At 40.3% G+C, this 21,352-nt stretch carries 19 protein-coding genes and 2 tRNA genes; 14 read left to right on the top strand and 7 right to left on the bottom strand.

Annotation, left to right across the window (positions count from 1 at the left end; genetic code table 11):
* Positions 1–12 precede the first annotated feature (12 nt).
* The 7 genes from mrdA to lipA all read left to right on the top strand — a co-directional run bounded on the left by mrdA (position 13) and on the right by lipA (position 7,291).
* Positions 13–1,944: a penicillin-binding protein 2 gene (mrdA, locus tag ACWIT3_RS03935; RefSeq protein ID WP_457161505.1), complete on the top strand. Its 1,932-nt coding sequence runs from the start codon at positions 13–15 to the stop codon at positions 1,942–1,944.
* Positions 1,944–3,059, top strand: coding sequence for a rod shape-determining protein RodA (rodA, locus tag ACWIT3_RS03930; RefSeq protein WP_457161504.1), 1,116 nt, complete (start codon positions 1,944–1,946; stop codon positions 3,057–3,059). Before mrdA ends, rodA begins: the two co-directional genes overlap by 1 nt.
* 47 nt (positions 3,060–3,106) lie before the next feature.
* Positions 3,107–3,985 (top strand): septal ring lytic transglycosylase RlpA family protein, encoded by an 879-nt coding sequence (locus tag ACWIT3_RS03925; RefSeq protein WP_457161503.1) that lies wholly within the window; start codon positions 3,107–3,109, stop codon positions 3,983–3,985.
* Between the two features lie 23 nt (positions 3,986–4,008).
* The gene (locus ACWIT3_RS03920) at positions 4,009–5,193 is read left to right on the top strand and encodes a serine hydrolase (RefSeq protein WP_457161502.1); all 1,185 of its coding nucleotides are present in this window, start codon (positions 4,009–4,011) and stop codon (positions 5,191–5,193) included.
* A gap of 101 nt (positions 5,194–5,294) precedes the next feature.
* Complete coding sequence (ybeD, locus tag ACWIT3_RS03915; protein ID WP_046339088.1) at positions 5,295–5,591, top strand: DUF493 family protein YbeD; 297 nt, start codon at positions 5,295–5,297, stop codon at positions 5,589–5,591.
* 5 nt (positions 5,592–5,596) lie between these two features.
* The gene (gene lipB / locus ACWIT3_RS03910) at positions 5,597–6,253 is read left to right on the top strand and encodes a lipoyl(octanoyl) transferase LipB (RefSeq protein ID WP_457161501.1); all 657 of its coding nucleotides are present in this window, start codon (positions 5,597–5,599) and stop codon (positions 6,251–6,253) included.
* Positions 6,254–6,328: 75 nt separating this feature from the next.
* Entirely contained in the window at positions 6,329–7,291 is a 963-nt protein-coding gene (gene lipA, locus ACWIT3_RS03905) for a lipoyl synthase (protein ID WP_457161500.1), read from the top strand.
* 69 nt (positions 7,292–7,360) lie between these two features.
* Here the strand turns inward: lipA and ACWIT3_RS03900 are convergent, their stop codons facing one another.
* From ACWIT3_RS03900 to ACWIT3_RS03890, 3 genes are all read right to left on the bottom strand, one after another.
* Positions 7,361–7,783, bottom strand: coding sequence for a DUF417 family protein (locus ACWIT3_RS03900; protein WP_457161499.1), 423 nt, complete (start codon positions 7,781–7,783; stop codon positions 7,361–7,363).
* 108 nt (positions 7,784–7,891) lie between these two features.
* Positions 7,892–7,968, bottom strand: a tRNA-Arg gene (locus ACWIT3_RS03895).
* Positions 7,969–7,997: 29 nt separating this feature from the next.
* Positions 7,998–8,074 (bottom strand) — tRNA-Pro (locus ACWIT3_RS03890).
* A 158-nt stretch (positions 8,075–8,232) separates the two neighbouring features.
* Between ACWIT3_RS03890 and folD the strand changes: the two genes are divergently transcribed.
* Positions 8,233–9,084 carry a bifunctional methylenetetrahydrofolate dehydrogenase/methenyltetrahydrofolate cyclohydrolase FolD gene (gene folD, locus ACWIT3_RS03885; RefSeq protein ID WP_046339031.1) on the top strand — a complete coding sequence of 284 codons (852 nt, stop codon included), beginning with the start codon at positions 8,233–8,235 and terminating at the stop codon, positions 9,082–9,084.
* 111 nt (positions 9,085–9,195) lie between these two features.
* Complete coding sequence (locus ACWIT3_RS03880; RefSeq protein WP_457161498.1) at positions 9,196–10,317, top strand: patatin-like phospholipase family protein; 1,122 nt, start codon at positions 9,196–9,198, stop codon at positions 10,315–10,317.
* 91 nt (positions 10,318–10,408) lie between these two features.
* On the opposite strand, the gene ACWIT3_RS03875 is transcribed toward ACWIT3_RS03880, so the two are convergent.
* Positions 10,409–10,921, bottom strand: coding sequence for a single-stranded DNA-binding protein (locus ACWIT3_RS03875; RefSeq protein ID WP_046339026.1), 513 nt, complete (start codon positions 10,919–10,921; stop codon positions 10,409–10,411).
* A 168-nt stretch (positions 10,922–11,089) separates the two neighbouring features.
* On the opposite strand from ACWIT3_RS03875, the gene uvrA reads away from it, so the two are divergent.
* Positions 11,090–13,921: an excinuclease ABC subunit UvrA gene (gene uvrA, locus ACWIT3_RS03870; protein WP_457161497.1), complete on the top strand. Its 2,832-nt coding sequence runs from the start codon at positions 11,090–11,092 to the stop codon at positions 13,919–13,921.
* A 73-nt stretch (positions 13,922–13,994) separates the two neighbouring features.
* Positions 13,995–14,555, top strand: a complete 561-nt coding sequence (gene sodC / locus ACWIT3_RS03865) for a superoxide dismutase [Cu-Zn] SodC (protein ID WP_457161496.1) — start codon at positions 13,995–13,997, stop codon at positions 14,553–14,555.
* 81 nt (positions 14,556–14,636) lie between these two features.
* On the opposite strand, the gene rlmB is transcribed toward sodC, so the two are convergent.
* Positions 14,637–15,374 (bottom strand): 23S rRNA (guanosine(2251)-2'-O)-methyltransferase RlmB, encoded by a 738-nt coding sequence (gene rlmB, locus ACWIT3_RS03860; RefSeq protein WP_457161495.1) that lies wholly within the window; start codon positions 15,372–15,374, stop codon positions 14,637–14,639.
* The gene (gene rnr, locus ACWIT3_RS03855; RefSeq protein WP_457161494.1) at positions 15,375–17,768 is read right to left on the bottom strand and encodes a ribonuclease R; all 2,394 of its coding nucleotides are present in this window, start codon (positions 17,766–17,768) and stop codon (positions 15,375–15,377) included.
* A 271-nt stretch (positions 17,769–18,039) separates the two neighbouring features.
* Between rnr and ACWIT3_RS03850 the strand changes: the two genes are divergently transcribed.
* The 3 genes from ACWIT3_RS03850 to mreD all read left to right on the top strand — a co-directional run bounded on the left by ACWIT3_RS03850 (position 18,040) and on the right by mreD (position 20,713).
* A complete protein-coding gene (locus tag ACWIT3_RS03850) occupies positions 18,040–19,095 on the top strand; it encodes a rod shape-determining protein (RefSeq protein ID WP_046339021.1) in 1,056 nt (351 codons plus the stop codon).
* A gap of 80 nt (positions 19,096–19,175) precedes the next feature.
* Positions 19,176–20,225 (top strand): rod shape-determining protein MreC, encoded by a 1,050-nt coding sequence (gene mreC / locus ACWIT3_RS03845; protein ID WP_457161493.1) that lies wholly within the window; start codon positions 19,176–19,178, stop codon positions 20,223–20,225.
* Positions 20,225–20,713, top strand: a complete 489-nt coding sequence (gene mreD / locus ACWIT3_RS03840) for a rod shape-determining protein MreD (RefSeq protein ID WP_457161492.1) — start codon at positions 20,225–20,227, stop codon at positions 20,711–20,713. Before mreC ends, mreD begins: the two co-directional genes overlap by 1 nt.
* Positions 20,714–20,773: 60 nt before the next feature.
* Here mreD and ACWIT3_RS03835 read toward each other — a convergent pair whose 3' ends face one another.
* The gene (locus ACWIT3_RS03835; protein WP_457161491.1) at positions 20,774–21,232 is read right to left on the bottom strand and encodes a pyridoxamine 5'-phosphate oxidase family protein; all 459 of its coding nucleotides are present in this window, start codon (positions 21,230–21,232) and stop codon (positions 20,774–20,776) included.
* Positions 21,233–21,352: the final 120 nt, after the last annotated feature.

Genomic DNA, 21,352 nt, shown 5'->3' with positions numbered 1-21,352 from the left:
ACAGATTCGTTTATGAAATTAAAAAAATTGTTGTCACAACCACAACAAGAATTAATTCGAGATAAAAAATCGGAGCGTAATTTATTTGCTCGTCGTGCCTTAGTCTCCTTTATTTTCGTATTAATTTTGTCTGCTATTTTGGCAACCAATTTATATCATTTGCAAATCGTGAATTATGAAAGTTACCAAACACGCTCAAATGGTAATCGGATTAAACTCCTTCCTTTGCCGCCCACTCGCGGTTTAATTTACGATCGACATGGTAAATTATTAGCAGAAAATTTGACCTTTTTTGGTTTGTATATTGTGCCTGAAAAAGTAGAAAACTTAGACCGCACTTTTGATGAGCTTAGGACGCTTGTTGGTTTAACGGATGAGGATATTGAGGCATTTAAAAAAGAGCGTCGTCGCTCGTCGCGCTATACCCCAATTTTATTAAAGTCAGATTTAACGGAAGAACAAATTGCGCGTTTCTCTGTGAATCAGTATCGTTTTACCAGTTTAGAAGTGAAACCTTATTTTAAACGTCATTATTTATACGGCGAGCCGCTAACGCATATTTTAGGTTATGTGGCTAAAATTAATGACAAAGATGTAGAACGTTTGAAACAAGAAGGGAAGTATGCCAATTACGCAGGCACTCATGATATCGGAAAGCTTGGTATTGAACGATATTACGAATCACAACTTCATGGTACAACAGGATTTGAAGAGGTTGAAGTGAATAACCGCGGTAAAGTGATTCGTAAATTACGTGAGCAACCTGCTATTGCTGGTAAAAGTATTCATTTAACCATTGATTTAGAATTACAACGTTACATTACGGATTTATTGGGCAATCAAAAAGGTGCCGTTGTCGTGTTGGATCCGAAAGATAATAGTATTTTAGCGATGGTTTCTACGCCAAGTTATGATAACAATTTGTTTGTGGGTGGGATTTCTAGTACGGACTATAAACGTTTATTAAATGATCCGAGTCGTCCGCTTTATAGCCGAGTGACCCAAGGTGCCTATCCTCCAGCTTCAACTGTTAAGCCATTTATTAGTGTTGCCGCTCTTGAGGAGGACGTCATTACACAGAATATGACCATTTTTGACCCTGGATATTGGGTTTTACCAAATACGACTAAGCGATTTCGAGATTGGAAAAAAACAGGTCATGGACAAACTGATTTGAATAAAGCGATTGTTGAATCGTCTGATACGTATTTTTATCAGACGGCTTATAACATGGGTATCGATCGTCTGTCAGATTGGATGAAACGCTTTGGTTTCGGAGTACCAACGGGGATAGATATTCAAGAAGAAACAGCGGGGATTATGCCGAGTCGAGAATGGAAACAAAAACGGCATAAACGACCTTGGGTACAAGGTGATACGATCTCTGTGGGAATTGGTCAAGGGTATTGGATTGCCACGCCGCTACAAGTTGCAAAAGCGACCAGTGTGTTAGTGAATAATGGTAAAGTCCATACGCCACACTTAATGAAAAGTATCGAAGGCAGTGCGGTTGAATTGTATCAAGATCCGCTGTTATATGATGATATTACGGAACCGAAACAAGCTTATTGGGACGCGGCAAAACGAGGTATGTATAATGTGATCAATTCAGCGAATGGTACAGGACGTAAAGCCTTTGTTGGAACAAATTATCGTGTTGCGGGAAAATCAGGAACAGCACAAGTTTTTAGTTTAAAAGAAAATCAAACTTATGATGCCAGTGGACTGAAAAAAGAGTTACATGACCATGCGTGGTTTACGGCTTATGCTCCCTATGACGAACCCCAAGTTGTGATTTCTATTATTTTAGAAAATGCGGGGGGAGGATCGAGTGTGGCTGCGCCCGTAGTGAGACAAATCATGGATTATTATTTGAATCAGCGTTTACCACAAGTCAATCAGCTATCGAGTGAGCAAACTATGACATCAGAGGTCACAGACTAATGCACGAGAAAAATGTATGGCGCTCATTATGGCGTAAGTTACATATTGATTTATGGCTGTTATTCGGTCTCATTGCCATTTCAGGTTATGGCTTATTAGTACTGTATAGTGCATCTGGTGGAAATGAAACGATGTTTAAAACACGTTTGGTTCAAGTAGCGCTTGGCTTTACAGTAATGTTTGTAATGGCACAGCTTCCGCCAAAATTTTATCAACGTATAGCCCCTGTATTATTTGGCGTAGGGATTGTGTTACTTATTTTGGTCGATGCGATTGGTACAACGAGTAAAGGGGCGCAACGTTGGCTAGATTTAGGATTGTTTCGTTTTCAACCATCTGAAATTGTAAAATTAGCCGTGCCGCTTATGGTCGCGGTGTATTTAGGAAAACGCCCTTTACCTCCTAAACTCAGTCATACGTTTATCGCTTTAATTTTAATTTTAGTCCCAACGTTATTAGTCGCCATTCAACCAGATTTAGGTACGGCTATTTTGGTGAGTGCATCGGGGTTATTTGTCGTTTTCCTGGCGGGGATGAGTTGGTGGCTCATTCTTATTGCGCTGATCGGTCTAGCGGGTTTTATTCCCATTATGTGGTTTTATCTCATGCATGATTACCAACGTACTCGAGTATTAACGTTATTTGATCCTGAAAAAGACCCGTTAGGCGCGGGCTTCCACATTCTGCAATCTAAAATTGCGATTGGCTCGGGAGGGTTAAGTGGAAAAGGTTGGATGGAGGGGACACAATCACAACTGGAATTTTTACCAGAGCCTCATACGGATTTTATTTTTGCCGTGTTGAGTGAAGAATATGGCATGATCGGTTTCCTTATCTTAATGGCAATGTATTTGTTTATTGTCGGAAGAGGATTGATTATTGGTTTAAATGCACAGACTGCATTTGGGCGCATTCTTGTTGGTGCCATTACATTAATTTTCTTTATTTATGTGTTTGTTAATATTGGGATGGTGAGTGGTATTTTGCCTGTTGTAGGGGTTCCTTTGCCGCTCTTTAGTTATGGCGGAACATCATTTGTGACACTCATGGCAGGTTTTGGCCTCATTATGTCCATTCATACTCATAAAGAACATTTTCTTAAGGGAACTAATTAGTATTTTAATCATCTTAGATTATGATTAAAAAATAACAGAGCTGATTTATGATTAAACAAAAAACTTTTCGAATTTTTACCGCACTTTTAGTTGCCTTGTTTGCAGTAGGGGCGCAAGCTGAAACCACAAAGAAGTTATTTGGGCTACAAGGCCCTAGTCTTCTGCACCAACAACCCGAAATAAAATCACATACCTATGTGGTGAGAGGCGTTCGCCATCGTACTCAGACAACCTATGAGGCAAGAAACTATTCCGATGAAGGTTTTGCGAGTTTTTATCATCGTAAGTTTCATGGAAAAAGAACATCAAATGGAGAAATGTATAACGAAAACCTTTATACTGCCGCACATAGAAGTTTACCAATGAATGCTTATGTATTGGTCACGAATTTACGGAATAATCGTAAAGTGGTTGTGCGTATTAATGATAGAGGACCTTTCATTAAGAATAGAATTATTGATTTATCTCGTGCTGCAGCAAGAGAAATTGGTCTTATAGGAAGTGGCGTCAGTAAAGTCCGAGTTGAAGTATTTTCAGTCGATCAACACGGGAAAATTTCAGGTCCAGCCACTCAAACATTAGCAAAACTGGCGAAAAATCAAGACGTATTGAATCAATTAGAACCGCCAGTGGTTGTGGATAATGAAAACCGTCATATCAATGGCGGACGTGAGAAAAATAAAAAGCCAGAAAATATCACAACATATAAAATTCACTTGCTCAATTTTGAAACTAAGAACTCAGCCTTGGCGTTAATTAGACGACTTGGGCGAGACGATATTCATGTTGAGCTGAAAGAAAATGGAAACCGATTTGAGCTTCATTTTGGACCTTTGATTGAAAAGTCTCAAGTGGAAGAATTAAAAGCACAATTAAGAAAACTTAATTATTCAAAACCATTAATTGTGTATACATTTAGTAATTAACCTACATGTAGGATAGGGATAGTATGTTCAAAAAAGTTGTAAAAAAGACACCAATTATTTTGGCAGCAAGTTTATTTATTGCACCAGCCACATTAGCACAGGAAACAGACTATGGCATTGCCGCGCCGCAGTTGAATGCACAAACATTTATTTTAATGGACTATCATTCTGGTGCCGTACTTGCGTCACTTAATCCAGATCAGCGTCAATACCCAGCCTCACTCACAAAAATGATGACGAGCTATGTAGTTGGCGATGCCTTGAAGCAAGGGCGAATTCATCATAACGATATGGTGACAATTGGTGAGAGTGCTTGGGGTAAAAATTTCCCTGGCTCTTCCAAAATGTTTTTAAATCTAAACCAACAAGTTTCAGTTTCAGACTTAAATCGTGGTGTGATTATTGTCTCTGGAAATGATGCCTCTGTGGCAATTGCAGAGCATGTTGCAGGCTCTGTGCCTGCGTTTGTCAATGCGATGAATAAATATGCAGCACAGTTTGGATTAAAGAATACGAATTTTACCACGGTACATGGATTAGATGATGAAAACCAATATTCTTCCGCACGTGATATGGCAATTATCGGTGCACGTTTAATTCATGATTTGCCTGATGAATATCGTATTTATGCAGAAAAAGATTTTACTTTTAATAAAATTAAACAGAATAACCGCAATGGTTTATTGTGGGATAAAACCTTACAAGTCGATGGGATTAAAACAGGTCATACGGACAAAGCAGGTTATAACCTCGTTTCTTCTGCCGTAAATGGCAATAGTATGCGTTTAATTTCGGTGGTTATGGGGGTCCCAACAATTAAAGGTAGAGAGGTTGAAACCAAAAAATTATTACAATGGGGTTTTGCTAACTTTGATACTTTTAAAACATTAGAAGCAGGAAAAGCGGTTTCTGAACAAGCGGTATACTATGGAAATAGCAGCAATGTAGCTTTGGGTGTATTAAAAGACAGTTTTATTACAGTACCGAAAGGGAAACAGACGGATCTCAAAGCCCGTTATGAATTGCAAACAAAATATTTAAAAGCGCCTTTAGTAAAAGGACAAGTGGTTGGTCAAGTGGTCTATCAACTTGATGGTAAAGATGTCGCGAAAGTGGATTTACAAGTGATGCAAGATGTACCAGAAGGGAGTATTTTTGGCAAAGTGTGGGATTGGTTAGTATTAACCGTAAAAAGTTTATTTGATTAATTGAAAATCATCCCCATATTGAAACCACAACGTTACTCGGTGATTTTCGTACTGACATGGTTTCAGTGCGATGAAGATTTGATTATTTTTGGGATAAAAACATGACAAATAAAACAGTACAACTTAACGATCTTCCACAAGCTAAATTGAAAGATCTTTTAGAGTTCCCTTGTGCTTTCACGTTTAAAGTCGTGGGCGCCAATCGCATTGATTTGATTGATGATGTGGTTGTGGTAGTACAAAAACATGCAAAAGGCGATTATAACCCGCGTCAACAATTGAGCAGTAAGGGAACGTATAATTCTGTATCTATTGATATTATTGCAGAGCATATTGAGCAAGTTGAAGTGCTTTATGTTGAGTTAGCGAAAATTGATGGCGTAAGAATGGTGTTATAGTAAAAATGAGTGAACCAATGACCCTTGTGGTACGCCAATTAGGTGTACAAGATTACCAGACTGTGTGGCATCAGATGCAAACGTTTACCGATGAACGTGGTGTGGATACGCAAGATGAAATTTGGTTAGTGCAACATCCTGCAGTATTCACACAAGGGCAGGCGGGGAAAGCGGAGCACTTATTACAGCAGACGGAGATTCCTGTTGTTCAGTCAGATCGAGGCGGGCAAATCACTTATCATGGACCAGGTCAGCAAGTGATGTATGTCCTTATTGATATTAAACGCCAAAAAGCGCTTGGGCGTGATTTGACGGTGCGTGATTTAGTGACGGCTCTTGAACAGGCAGTCGTCAATACACTGGCGGATTATGACATTCAAGCTTATCCAAAACCAGATGCACCAGGTGTATACATTAACGAAAAGAAAATTTGTTCTTTGGGATTGAGAATTCGTAAAGGCTGTTCATTCCATGGGCTTGCCTTCAATATTAATATGGATTTATCGCCTTTCCATTTTATTAATCCTTGCGGCTATGCGGGACTAGAAATGTGTCAATTAGCGGATTTTATTGAACGCTCGGAAGCTACTTGCGAAAAAGTTGCCCCTAAATTAGTTACACACTTTGCCCAATTATTAGGATATAATGCAACAAAATTTTAACATATCAACGAAATTTGAAAAGTCATGAAACAAGACCGCACTTTTCAGATTGCCTGATTCGAGGAAGGAAGTAAAATGGGCACACCTTTTAAAATGGAACGTGGCGTAAAATATCGTGATGCTGCAAAAACGTCCATTATCCCAGTGAAAAATATCGATCCTAATCAAGAGCTATTGAAAAAGCCTGATTGGATGAAAATCAAGTTACCCGCGAACTCTGCAAAAATTGATAGTATCAAAAATGGTATGCGTCGCCATGGATTACATTCCGTGTGTGAAGAGGCATCTTGTCCTAATTTGCATGAGTGTTTTAATCATGGTACGGCGACTTTCATGATCTTAGGGGCAATTTGTACCCGTCGTTGCCCTTTCTGTGATGTGGCACATGGTAAACCCCTTCCGCCTGATCCAGAAGAACCGCGTAAATTAGCCGAAACTATTCAGGATATGAAACTACGGTATGTGGTGATTACTTCTGTAGACCGAGATGATTTGCCTGATCGTGGTGCTGGGCATTTTGCAGAATGTGTAAAGGAAATTCGTAAGCTGAATCCTGAAATCAAAATTGAAATTTTGGTGCCAGATTTTCGTGGACGAATTGACCAAGCATTAGATAAATTGAAAGATAACCCACCTGATGTATTTAATCACAATTTAGAGAATGTACCCCGTTTATATCGTGAAATTCGTCCTGGGGCAGATTATGAGTGGTCATTAAAACTCTTGAAAGATTTCAAAGCCATGTTTCCACATATTCCAACAAAGTCTGGGTTAATGGTTGGCTTAGGTGAAACGAACGAAGAGATTCTGCAGGTAATGCAAGATCTTCGCGATCATGGCGTAACTATGCTGACTTTAGGACAATATTTACAGCCAAGTCGCCATCATTTACCTGTTGCACGTTATGTACCACCTGCAGAGTTTGATGAATTTCGTGATAAAGCGCAGGCAATGGGATTTGAACATGCAGCTTGTGGACCGTTTGTTCGTTCGTCTTATCATGCAGATCTACAAGCCAAAGGTGAAATCGTGAAATAATCACTCTAGACAAACAAAAAATGGAAAGTTGTTATACTTTCCATTTTTGTAGGTCGTGAAGTGCAAAAATTATGAAATAGGATAAGCGCGATTTAAGTCATGCTTAAATAGCACAATCGCCATGCCGATTAGCAGAATATCTTTAAAAATAAACCCATTAAAGCCAAGTTGAAACAGCAAACTTACTGTGACTATTGCAGTGACAAAGACTAAAAAACTGCCTATAAGTGCAACTTTCGGTCTACTGAATCCTATTGCCAAACTGATATAAGCAAGGGTTTCAACAACACCTAACAAATAACTTGTTTTATGAAAGCCTAAGGTATCATAAAGAAAATGTAACCAGCTGTTTGAAATAATGGGTTTTAATCCTTCTACTTCAAACTCAAACCATTTAGTATTACCGAAGACAAAGAATAGTATAATCACCATGAGGCGAAGTATTACTATATCAATATCAGATTGTTGAAATTTTTGTCGCCACATCTGCATTGTATTTCCCTTTTTATTCTGCTAGATAAAAACAGCAACAAATTAGACGAGTAAAACCAATTTGTCTTACAGGATATTTGTTTTAGTAGTGAAATATTGCAGTGTTAATGGCACGCCCTATTGGATTCGAACCAATGACCTACGGCTTAGAAGGCCGTTGCTCTATCCAGCTGAGCTAAGGGCGCATTTCAAATGGATATCTAAACTTAGGAAGTGGTCGGCGAGATAGGATTTGAACCTACGACCCACTGGTCCCAAACCAGTTGCGCTACCAAGCTGCGCTACTCGCCGACGAATGTGTAGCATTATAGTTTTCTTTTAATTGCAGTCAATTAATTTTTTCTATTTTTCAATCAATCGGTTAAATTTATCTCAATTTTACTTACATTTAGTCTCTTTTTCTGACAAAATAGCAAACGTTTTCTTTCACTAAAATAAAGGGCAAATCAATGACGGCACAAGTGATTTCTGGGACGGAACTGTCAAAAAAAATTAAATCAGATGTAGCACAAAAAATTGGACAATATTTACAACAAAATAAACGTGCTCCTGGTTTAGCTGTGATTTTAGTTGGCGCGGATCCCGCTTCTCAGGTTTATGTTGGTAGCAAACGTAAGAGTTGTGCAGAAATTGGTATTCAATCACAATCTTATGATTTACCTGAAACGACCTCAGAATTGGCGTTGTTGACCTTAATTGATCAACTCAATCGTGATGAGCAAGTTGATGGAATTTTAGTGCAATTACCGTTACCAAAACATATTGACAGCACAAAAGTGATTGAACGCATTGCGCCAGAAAAAGATGTGGATGGTTTTCACCCTTATAATGTTGGGCGTTTATGTCAACGTATCCCTACCTTACGTGCATGTACGCCTTATGGTGTAATGAAACTGCTCGAAACAACAGGTGTGGATTTACATGGTCAACATGCAGTGATTGTCGGCGCATCCAATATTGTTGGGCGCCCGATGGCGCTTGAGCTGTTACTCGCAGGTTGTACTGTCACAGTGACACATCGTTTTACTAAAGATCTTCAACAACATGTTCGGCAAGCGGATATTTTGGTTGTTGCAGTGGGTAAGCCTCAATTTATTCCAGGCGATTGGATTAAAGAAGGCGCGATAGTGATTGATGTCGGAATTAACCGCCTTGAAGGTAAATTAGTCGGGGATGTGGAATATCACGTTGCTGCCCAAAAAGCCAGTTATATTACCCCAGTTCCAGGTGGGGTGGGTCCTATGACGGTTGCTATGCTAATGTTTAACACACTTGCTGCATACGAAATGCATCAAAAATAGCACATAGATCTGGGCGGTTTTTAGGAAAAATACCCCTCATAATCATGTTGCTTTTTTCATCCTCTTATTTTACATTTGTTTGAAAAGCAAACAAATAATGAGGGGATGAAAATGAATTCAACTCAAGTAGATCGTAAAGAGATTGCGATTGCTTTGTCTGGCGGTGGGATTCGCGCGATGGTATTTCACCTTGGTGTCTTAACTTACCTAGCTGAACAGAAACGTTTGGAGCAAATTACACATATTTCCTCGGTGTCAGGTGGAAGCTTGATTGTCGGGTTGATTTTTCAAGAAGCAGGGATGCAGTGGCCAACTTCTGAAATCTTTCTTCAACGTGTTGCACCACGAGTTAAGCAGATTTTATGTACTAAAAGTCTCATTTCTGGCACATTAAAACAATTTATTAACCCTCTTAATTTAAAATATCTTTTTTCCCGTGCAAATGTTGTTTCAAAAGCATTGGCAGCAGAATGGCAAATCCACGCAAAATTAACGGATTTACCCGATTTACCTTATTGGAGCATTAATGGTACGGTTGGGGAAACAGGGAAGCGCTTTCGTTTTAAAAAACAGAATTTTGGTGATTATGAGTCTGGCTATGTGAAAAGCACGGAAAAGGATTTCTCATTAGCTGATGCCATGGCGGTCTCTGCTGCTTTTCCTGTGGGGATTGGTCCGCTTTCTTTGGAGACTAAAGCGTACACTTGGTATAAACGAAAATGGAACCAACCACCTGAAGCAGAAAAAGTTTATCTGCCTAAACAAGAGACGTTACATCTTTATGATGGTGGGGTGTATGATAACTTAGGGCTAGAAGCTTTCTTTGATATTGCAACCAATTCGCGTAAAGCAAAATTATCTGATAAGACGGTGTTAATTGTATCGGATGCGAGTTCTCCATTGGATGAAAAAGTACCGAGTTTGTATAAGATTGCTACTCGCTTTATACATATTATTGATATTATTTATAACCAAAATCGTTCGTTACGTATCCGAAACTTACTCAACTATTTAAAACAAAATAAAGGTGTGTATTTACCGATTAAAACTCAGATTCCTCATGCAAATGGTGATGATCAATTTGCGATGACTTTTTCAACCAGTTTGAAAAAATTAACGCCTGAGGAGTTTGATAAATTGTATCAGCATGGTTATAACGTTTGCCGTAAATATTATTTCTTTATTGCAGAAAAAGCAGAGTATGAAGCACAAATGGATGCAGATATCTTTTGATGTCTAATAACGTAGAAAAATCACCGCACTTTAGTGAGGTAATAAAAAAACGCAAGTGAGCAACTTGCGTTTTTTATATCTGGTTGTGCTATTAGAATGGAATATTATCTTCCTCAAAGCCCATATCCATTGGGGGTTCGTTTTGTGGAGCAGGTTTTGTCGCTGGACGAGCGGGTTGTGAACCAAAATTGTTGCTCGGTGCTGAGTAAGATGAACCGTATTGCGATGCAGGTGCTTGTGGTGCATAGCCACCAGCTTGTTGACGGTCGTTACGGCTGTCCAGCATTTGTAAAACATCGCCTTGGATTTCAGTGGTATAGCGCTCTTGACCATTTTGATCTTGCCATTTACGTGTTCTTAAGCGACCTTCCACATAAACTTTTGAACCTTTGCGTAAATATTCTCCCGCAACTTCTGCTTGACGGCGGTAGAATACGATACGGTGCCATTCGGTGACTTCACGGCGTTCGTTGGTGTTCTTATCAAGCCAACTTTCACTGGTGGCAACACTGATATTGGCAACTGCCTCACCGTTTGGCATGGTACGAATTTCTGGATCGTTACCTAAATTCCCTACGATGATAACTTTATTTACTCCAGCCATATAATCCTCTTTCTCTCTTTTAGATTGGGTGATAATTCTTATTATTTTGCCTCAAAATCGAAAAAAAATCTATGATAAAAATGTATCTTAACTGGATATTTGCACAGTTATTTCAGAATGTGCGATAATGATCGCAATTTGAACACTTTTTAATGGTTTTTGGTATTTATGGATAATATTGAAGTACGTGGGGCGCGGACCCATAATCTAAAAAATATTAATTTAACAATTCCTCGTGATAAATTAATTGTGATTACTGGGTTGTCAGGATCAGGGAAGTCCTCTTTAGCATTTGATACGTTGTATGCAGAAGGGCAACGTCGTTATGTAGAGTCGCTTTCTGCTTATGCACGTCAATTTTTATCACTGATGGAAAAGCCTGATGTCGATCATATTGAAGGATTGTCGCCTGCGATTTCCATTGAACAAAAATCCACCTCTCATAACCCACGTTCTACGGTGGGGACAGTCACTGAAATTCACGATTATTTACGTCTTCTGTTTGCGCGTGTAGGGGAGCCTCGTTGTCCGCAGCATGATGTCCCTCTTACTGCACAAACGATCAGTCAAATGGTCGATAATGTGTTGAATTTGCCTGAAGACAGCAAAATGATGTTGTTAGCACCTGTTGTCAAAGAGCGTAAAGGGGAACATGTTAAGCTGCTAGAACAAATTGCGGCTCAAGGGTATATTCGCGCTCGTATTGATGGCGAAATTTACGATTTATCTGATGCACCAAAACTAGAGTTACACAAAAAACATACGATTGAAGTCGTGGTGGATCGCTTTAAAGTGCGGTCAGATTTAGCCACAAGATTAGCGGAGTCATTTGAGACTGCATTGGAATTATCAGGGGGAACAGCAGTCGTTGCGTCAATGGAGGAGACGGGTGCAGAAGAGTTAGTCTTTTCAGCGAATTTTGCGTGTCCACATTGTGGGTATGCGATACCAGAATTAGAGCCTCGTTTGTTTTCTTTCAATAACCCTGCAGGAGCGTGCCCAACTTGTGATGGATTAGGGGTGCAACAATATTTTGATGAAAAACGTATTGTACAAAATCCAAGTATTTCGTTAGCAAGTGGGGCAATCAAAGGATGGGATCGCCGCAACTTTTATTATTATCAGATGTTAACATCGCTTGCTAAACATTATGATTTCGATATTGAACAACCTTTTGAAGCATTACCGAAGAAAATCCAACAGATTATTCTAAATGGTTCTGGCAAAGAGGAAATTGAATTTCAATATATGAATGATCGTGGCGATGTTGTTGTGCGTCATCATACTTTTGAAGGCATTCTGAATAATATGGCTCGCCGTTACAAAGAAACCGAGTCAATGTCAGTGCGTGAGGAATTGGCGAAAAACATTAGCACTTGCCCATGTCAGGATTGCCAAGGTTCGCGTTTGCGTCAAGAAGCACGCCATGTTTATATTGGAACAACAAATTTGCCTAATATTGCGGAAAAAAGTATTGGGGAAACGTTACAGTTTTTTAGTGAGTTGAATCTCGTCGGGCAACGTGCACACATTGCGGACAAGATTCTGAAAGAAATTAAGGAACGTCTACAATTTTTAGTCAATGTTGGTCTAGATTATTTGTCGCTTTCTCGTTCGGCTGAAACATTATCAGGGGGAGAAGCACAACGTATTCGATTAGCCAGTCAAATTGGCGCTGGCTTAGTGGGTGTGATGTATGTGCTGGATGAACCGTCAATTGGATTACACCAACGTGATAACGAGCGTTTGTTAAATACGTTAATCCATTTGCGTAATTTGGGGAATACAGTAATCGTTGTTGAACACGATGAAGATGCGATTATGGCAGCAGACCATATTATTGATATTGGGCCAGGTGCGGGTGTGCATGGTGGGCAAGTTGTCGCAGAAGGCACTGCAAAAGCGATTATGGCGAATGAAAACTCAATTACAGGTAAATTTTTATCTGGTGTTGAGAAAATCGAAATTCCGAAAAAACGCACCGCACTTGATAAGCAAAAAATACTGAAGCTTAATGGCGCAACGGGGAATAATTTAAAATCAGTGAATTTAGAGATCCCCGTCGGGCTATTTACTTGTGTGACGGGCGTGTCAGGCTCAGGAAAATCAACGCTAATTAATGATACTTTATTCCCATTGGCGCAAAATGCCCTGAACCGTGCTGAGAATACGCAGTATGCGCCGTATAAATCCATTTCAGGTTTAGAATTTTTTGATAAGGTGATTGATATTGACCAAAGCCCAATTGGTCGAACTCCGCGTTCAAACCCAGCAACTTATACGGGATTATTTACGCCAATTCGTGAATTATTTTCAGGTGTGCCCGAGGCAAGAGCAAGAGGATATAATCCTGGACGTTTTAGTTTTAATGTGCGGGGGGGACGCTGTGAAGCGTGCCAAGGGGACGGTGTAATTAAAGTTGAAATGCATTTCTTGCCAGATGTGTATGTACCTTGTGAGCATTGTAAAGGTAAACGTTATAACCGCGAAACGTTAGAGATTCGTTATAAAGGGAAGACGATTCATCAAGTGCTGGATATGACCGTCGAGGAGGCGCGCGAGTTTTTTGATGCGATTCCGCAAATTGCGCGTAAACTACAAACGTTAATGGATGTGGGGTTATCGTATATCCGTTTAGGGCAATCTTCGACAACGTTATCTGGTGGAGAAGCCCAACGTGTGAAATTGGCAACAGAATTGTCTAAACGCGATACAGGAAAAACTTTGTATGTATTGGATGAGCCAACAACAGGCTTGCATTTTGCGGATATTAAACAGCTGTTGACTGTTTTACACCGTTTACGTGATCAAGGAAATACCATTGTAGTGATTGAGCATAATTTAGATGTAATCAAAACAGCGGATTGGATTGTTGATCTAGGACCAGAAGGAGGCAATGGTGGTGGACAAATTATTGCAACGGGTACGCCTGAGCAAGTTGCAGAAGTGAATGGGTCACATACTGCGCGTTTCTTAAAAACAATCTTACAAAAAGGCTGAACACCATTGGGATTTTAGGATAAAATAAATCAGACTGTTTAGTCTGATTTTTTTATACAACGAGGAGACTTATATGAAAAAAACAGTATTAGCACTTATGCTATCATGTGGTGTTGCGGTATCCGCATTAGCGCATAACCATGCAGCTGATCATAAACACACTGGCGAAATGCTAGAAGTGAAAGTGGAATTGCTTGACCCTGTAAAAGGTAATCAAGATGTGGGTAAAGTTGTGATTACTGAATCAGCTTATGGTTTAGTGTTTACTCCAGAACTCAAAGGCTTAACAGCAGGTTTACATGGTTTCCATATTCACCAAAATCCAAGCTGTGATGCAAAAGAAAAAGATGGCAAATTAGTTGCTGGTCTAGCCGCAGGTGGTCACTGGGATCCAAAAAATGCGGGTAAACACGGTCACCCTTGGTCTGATGAAGCTCACTTAGGCGATTTACCTGCCTTAACAGTAAACGCAGACGGTACATCAACTAACCCTGTTTTAGCACCACGTTTAAAACATTTAGAAGAGGTGAAAGGTCGCTCATTAATGATCCATGAAGGTGGCGATAACCACTCAGATCATCCTGCACCATTAGGCGGTGGCGGTCCACGTATGGCTTGTGGTGTGATTAAATAATTAGACCCCGTGCAATAAAAAAGCCTAGTAGTCGATACTGGGCTTTTTTATTCATCAAGTGCGGTGAATGGAGAGAAAATATTACCCCAAACGTTGTCTCACAATCTCAAATAAGCATACGCCTGTTGCTACAGACACGTTTAAGGAAGACACCGACCCCGCCATCGGAATACTAACCAGTTGATCACAATGTTCACGTGTTAATCGGCGCATACCCTCACCTTCCGCGCCCATCACTAAGGCTAAACCACCTGTTAGTTTAGTTTGATACAACGTCTCAGTAGCCTCGCCCGCGGTGCCAATGACCCAAATATTGTGGTCATTTTGCAAGTCACGTAAGGTACGCGCTAAGTTAGTCACTCGAATTAACGGCATCGTTTCTGCTGCACCGCAAGCCACTTTGCGCGCGATAGAGGTTAACTGTGCTGATTTATCTTTTGGCACAATCACCGCACATACACCAGCGGCGTCTGCAGTACGTAAACACGCCCCTAAATTATGTGGGTCAGTCACGCCATCCAGGACTAATAAAAGAGGATTTTGCTTGTGCTGCAAAATAGTGTCTAAATCTGCCTCATTCAATTCTTTTGCAGGTTGTACGCGTGCAATAATACCTTGGTGTACTTCGCCATCTGCTTTTTTATCTAAGGTTTGACGGTTAACAAATTGCACTGAAATGCCTAAGCGATGCAGTTCATTTAACAAGGGTTGCAGGCGTTTGTCTTCACGCCCTTTTAATGCATATACTTCAATTAAACGCTCAGGTGCGTTACTCAAAAAGGCACTCACTGCATGAATGCCATAAATGTTTTCACTCATCTATTTTCTCTTTTTTTCTGATTTTTTCTTACTTTTCTTGGCAGTGGAAGAGGTTGAAACGTTGGATTTTTTTGCCGCACTTTTATGCCCTTTACTTTTCGAACGTTGTTTTTCGATACTTTCAGCATAACGCAGATTTTTCTTCATCTTGTCTTTCAATGTTTTGCCTTCACGCAATGGCTTGCGCTCACTTGAAACTAAAGAGAAATCTACTTGGCGTTGTTCAAGGCTGACAGCTTCCACACGAATTTTAACCTTATCACCGATACGATAGATCATACCACTGTTTTCGCCGATTAAACGTTGTTTTGATAAATCAAATTGGTAATAGTCATTATCTAAAGTGGAAATGTGAACCAGTCCATCAATAAATAAATCATCCAAACGCACAAATAAACCGAAGCCCGTGACAGAGGAAATGACACCACTAAATTCTTCGCCCACGTGATCTTGCATATATTCACATTTTAGCCAATCAGCTACATCACGTGTTGCGTCATCGGCGCGACGTTCAGTCATGGAACAATGATCGCCTAATAGATCCATTTCATCGAAAGAATAATGGTAGCCCCCCGTTTCTGTCGTTTTCCGTTTTGAGCCCTTTAATTTGGCTAAAATAAATTTGATACCACGATGGAGTGTTAGATCGGGATAGCGGCGAATTGGCGAAGTAAAGTGCGCATATTCTTCTAATGCGAGACCAAAGTGCCCAATATTATCGGGAGAATAGACCGCCTGACTTAAAGAACGTAATAGCATGGTTTGAATTAATTCGTGATCAGGTCGTTCACGTACTTGCTCTAATAATTCAGCATAATCTGCTGTTGTTGGTTTTGTTCCACCACCTAGCCCTAAGCCACATTCGTTCAAGAAACTACGAAATGCAGTTGTTTTTTCTTCGCTTGGTCCCGCATGAATGCGGAATAATGCAGGTTCTTGGTGTTTCTCAACGAAGTTTGCCGCAGCAATATTAGCAAGAATCATACATTCCTCAATGATTTTATGGGCATCATTACGGATAACAGGTTCAATGCGTTCAATCCGTCCCATTTCATTAAAGACAAACTTGCTTTCGATTGTTTCAAAATCAATGGCACCACGTTGATGACGGGCATCCACTAAGGCTTGATACATTTTGTGTAATTCAAGCAAGTGCGGTACTAAATTATGGTAGCGTTCGCAAAGCTCTTCATCGCCCTCTAAGATGCGAGCGACTTTGGTATAAGTTAAACGAGCGTGAGAATTCATTACCGCTTCGTAGAACTCATAGCCTGTAATTTTGCCTTTTGCTGAAACATTGAGCTCGCACACCATACACAAGCGATCAACTTGTGGGTTTAACGAGCAAAGCCCATTAGAAAGCACTTCTGGCAACATTGGCACGACACGGTTTGGAAAATATACAGAATTGCCTCGTGCGTGTGCTTCGGTATCCAATGCAGTGCGTTGACGAACATAATAGCTCACATCAGCAATTGCCACCCACAATTTCCAACCGCCCCCACGTTTTTTCTGACAGAAAACCGCATCGTCAAAATCGCGCGCATCTTCACCATCAATTGTGACTAATGGTAATTGGCGTAAATCAACGCGCCCCTCTTTTGCTTGTTCAGGCACTTCTTCGCTGAGTTTTGAAACCTGTTTTAAGACGGCATCAGGGAACACGTGTGGAATATCGTGGTTACGGATCGCAATTTCCACCTCCATGCCTTTCGCCATGTTTTCACCCAAAATTTCAGTGATTACACCAACAGGTTGGCTAAAGGTTGCAGTGCGAGGTTTTAATTCAACCACTACAACTTGTCCCATTCGAGCACCTTGGCGATGTTCATTCGGGATTAAAATATCTCGATTGATACGGCTATCATCAGGCACCACATAACCGATGCCATCTTCTAAGAAAAAACGCCCAACAATTTGTTTTTTACGTTGTTGTAGCACACGTACAATACGGACTTCTTGCCGTCCACGGCGATCTTGTCCACTGAGTTGCGCGAGTACATAATCACCGTGCATGACCTTTTGCATTTGATTATTAGGAATAAACCAATCGCTATCTTTTCCTTCAACTTGCAAAAAACCATAGCCATCACGATGACCAAGTACGGTTCCTTTTAATAGGTCTAATTTTTCAGGCAAAGCATAGCGTTTACGTTTAGTAAACACTAACTGTCCATCATTTTCCATTGCCCGTAAACGACGGCGCATAGATTCTTGTTGTTCTTCATCCGTGATGGATAAAGTATGAAAGAGTTCTTCTTTAGAAATTGGTGCGTGATGTTGTCGAATGATATCGAGAATAAATTCTCGACTAGGAATAGGGTTTTCATATTTGGCAAGTTCTTCGTGATAATTGGGATCTTGCAGCAACGGTGTTTTCTTACTTTTTGACATAATTGTTCCTTTTCGAATGAAAAATGACATTCGCTAAACTGGACCCAGTTTGACACTCCGCGATCGTGAAAGCAAGCAGAATACGTTGTAGAGAGATAACTCATTGAGTATAAGGCTATTAAAGTTTGTCTCAAGTAGAAAGACAAGGCAATTTTCGATAATTTACAGAAAATCTTCTGTTATAAAGGTACATTTTTTGGTACATTTAGGACAATTTTTTTAATACTCAAACGCGAGTCTTCATCATTCAATTTAGTTCAACGGAATCCTTATGTTATTCAAAAAAATTCGTGGTTTATTTTCAAATGATCTTTCTATCGATCTCGGTACCGCTAATACGTTAATTTATGTAAAAGGGCAAGGTATTGTACTTGATGAGCCGTCTGTTGTTGCAATTCGTCAAGAGCGCTCAGGTGCATTAAAAAGCATTGCGGCGGTGGGAAAAGACGCAAAATTAATGCTAGGCCGTACACCAAAAAGTATTGCAGCCATTCGTCCAATGAAGGATGGTGTGATTGCGGATTTTTTTGTGACAGAGAAAATGTTGCAATATTTCATCAAGCAAGTGCACAGCGGCAATTTTATGCGCCCAAGTCCACGTGTGTTGGTTTGCGTCCCTGCTGGTGCGACGCAAGTCGAGCGTCGAGCAATTAAAGAGTCAGCGATTGGAGCGGGTGCTCGCGAAGTCTATTTAATCGAGGAGCCGATGGCTGCCGCAATCGGTGCAAAATTACCAGTGTCGACCGCAACGGGATCAATGGTGATTGATATTGGTGGTGGTACAACAGAAGTCGCGGTGATTTCGTTGAATGGCATTGTGTATTCTTCTTCTGTTCGTATCGGTGGCGACCGTTTTGATGAAGCCATTATTTCTTATGTTCGTAAAACATTTGGTTCAATTATTGGTGAACCGACGGCTGAACGAATTAAACAAGAAATTGGTACGGCATATATCCAAGAAGGTGATGAAATTCGTGAGATTGAAGTGCATGGTCATAATTTAGCAGAAGGTGCACCTCGTTCTTTTAAATTGACATCTCGTGATGTGTTAGAAGCTATTCAACAACCCCTTAATGGCATTGTGGCGGCTGTTCGTACAGCACTTGAAGAATGTCAACCTGAGCATGCAGCAGATATTTTTGAACGTGGCATGGTCTTGACAGGAGGGGGGGCGCTTATTCGTAATATTGATGTGCTACTTTCTAAAGAGACAGGGGTGCCAGTGATTATCGCAGAGGACCCACTTACTTGTGTTGCGCGTGGTGGTGGCGAGGCATTAGAAATGATCGACATGCACGGTGGCGATATTTTCAGTGATGATATCTAATGAGATAGAAAAGTGCGGTGAAGTTTACCGCACTTTTTCCCTAACCTCTTATAACGGATAACGCTTAGTTTAATTCATATATGAAACCCATTTTTGGTAAGGCGCCTCCTCTCGGTCTTCGGTTGATTTTAGCCATTATTGCTTCTTTGGCATTAATGCTCTCTGATGGACAAACAAATGCGATGATCAAAGCACGCAGTGTGATGGAAACGGCAATCGGAGGTCTGTATTATTTGGCAAACACGCCTCGAACAGTACTGGATGGGGTGTCAGATAATCTCGTAGATACCAATAAATTGCAAATTGAAAACAAAGTATTACGTGAGCAATTACGTGAAAAAAATGCCGATTTGCTTTTATTAGATCAACTCAAAGTCGAAAATCAACGTCTTCGCTTATTATTGAACTCCCCACTCCGTACAGATGAATATAAAAAAATTGCGGAAGTACTCACTGCTGAAACAGACGTTTATCGTAATCAAGTGGTGATTAATCAAGGCTTTCGTGATGGGGCTTATGTTGGACAACCGATCATTGATGAGAAAGGGATCGTAGGTCAAATTATTTCAGTGGGGGACAAGACCAGTCGTGTGTTGTTATTGACCGACGTGACGCATTCGATTCCTGTACAAGTATTACGCAATGATGTGCGTTTGATTGCGAGTGGCACAGGGCGTAATGATGAATTAACCTTAGACAATGTTCCGCGTTCTGTTGATATTGTCAAAGGGGATTTGCTTGTTACATCTGGTCTGGGGGGACGTTTTTTAGAAGGTTATCCAGTTGCGATTGTAGAATCGGTTTCTCGTGATGGGCAAAATTATTTTGCCACCGTGAGTGCCAAGCCCCTCGCCTCAATTGAACGTCTGCGCTATGTATTACTCTTATGGCCAACGAATGAAGAAATGAGAAACGTGCAATCTATTTCACCAGAAGATATTCGTAGAACAGTACAGCAACGATTAGAAAATCAGGGAGTAGAGGCGAATCGAGTAAAAAAAGCATTGGTACAAGATGAGCCAGAACCTCATGCGGCTGCGCTAGAAGAGCCTGCAACAACATTAGAAAATCCTGCAGAAAATAATCAAGCGTTGCCTCTTCCAGAACCTGTACATAAAGAGGAAGAATAATGCAAAAACACTTTTTATTACAGTTAGTGATTGTCGCATGCACCTTTATTGTGGCTTTAGTGATGGAGATTTCACCTTGGCCAAGTGATTTCCAGCATTTTAAGCCTGCTTGGTTAGTGCTCGTGTTGTTATATTGGACACTTGCTGTTCCTACAAAAATTAGTATCGGTTCCGCATTTGTTTTAGGTGTGGCGTGGGATTTAGTATTAGGATCAATATTAGGGGTTCATGCCTTAGTGTTGTCTGTATTTATCTATTTAGTTGCGGTCAATCATCTTATCTTGCGTAATTTATCGTTGTGGATGCAAAGCTTATTAGTCGTTGCATTTATCTTCTGTATTCGAATTGGTATTTTCCTGATTGAGTTATTTTTACACAGTGCATCATTTAATTGGCAAGAAATTTATGGTGCCCTCGCCAGTGGTCTGTTATGGCCTTGGGTTTTCTTGTTATTACGCCGTATTCGGCGTCAATTGCAATTGCGTTAATGTCATGAATCAAAAAAACGCACGTTTACTTGTGTGCGTTTTTTATTTAGGTATTTGGCGTTATTTGAGAAAAATACTTTTTTCTTCCTCTTCTGCGACTTGTCCTTTTCTCCATTCTATTGCACTGAATAGTCCAAGTGAATTATCGACTAAACGGACGTAGTCTAAGTCAACGGCCCAAATAGATAATTGCCTAATCAGCTGATGTGAATAGCTGGCTTCATAGTATAATCGGGCTAATTCCGCTTCTTCACCAAACAATTGTTTCGCTTTGCCTGTAAATTGTACACCCTGTAAAGAAGGAACAAATCGGGTCGGTACAAAGATAGTCCCCGCAACTTGAGGATTTTTGCTCATGATCTGTGCATGCTGTGTTTGTTCTCCCGTGACATAGATCAAACGCTTCAAGTGTTCATCAAAGACATAGTAAAGGGCATTTGCCCAAGGCATATTGTTGTCTACGCAGGCTAGCGTAAATAAATACTGTTTCTTAATAAAGTCAGCGACGCGTTTTTGCATGTTGTGTTCTCATTATCTGTGACCAAATCTATATTTGATTAGTCTCCTATTCTGATCTCGTTGAGATTCAGGCGTAAATAACACAGAACAGTATGTCACGAGATAAATCTCTTTGTTCAC

This window comes from Pasteurella sp. P03HT, from assembly GCF_054052285.1.
The sequence above is the reverse complement of the archived record's forward strand: the minus strand, read 5'-3'. Positions and strand labels throughout refer to the sequence as shown.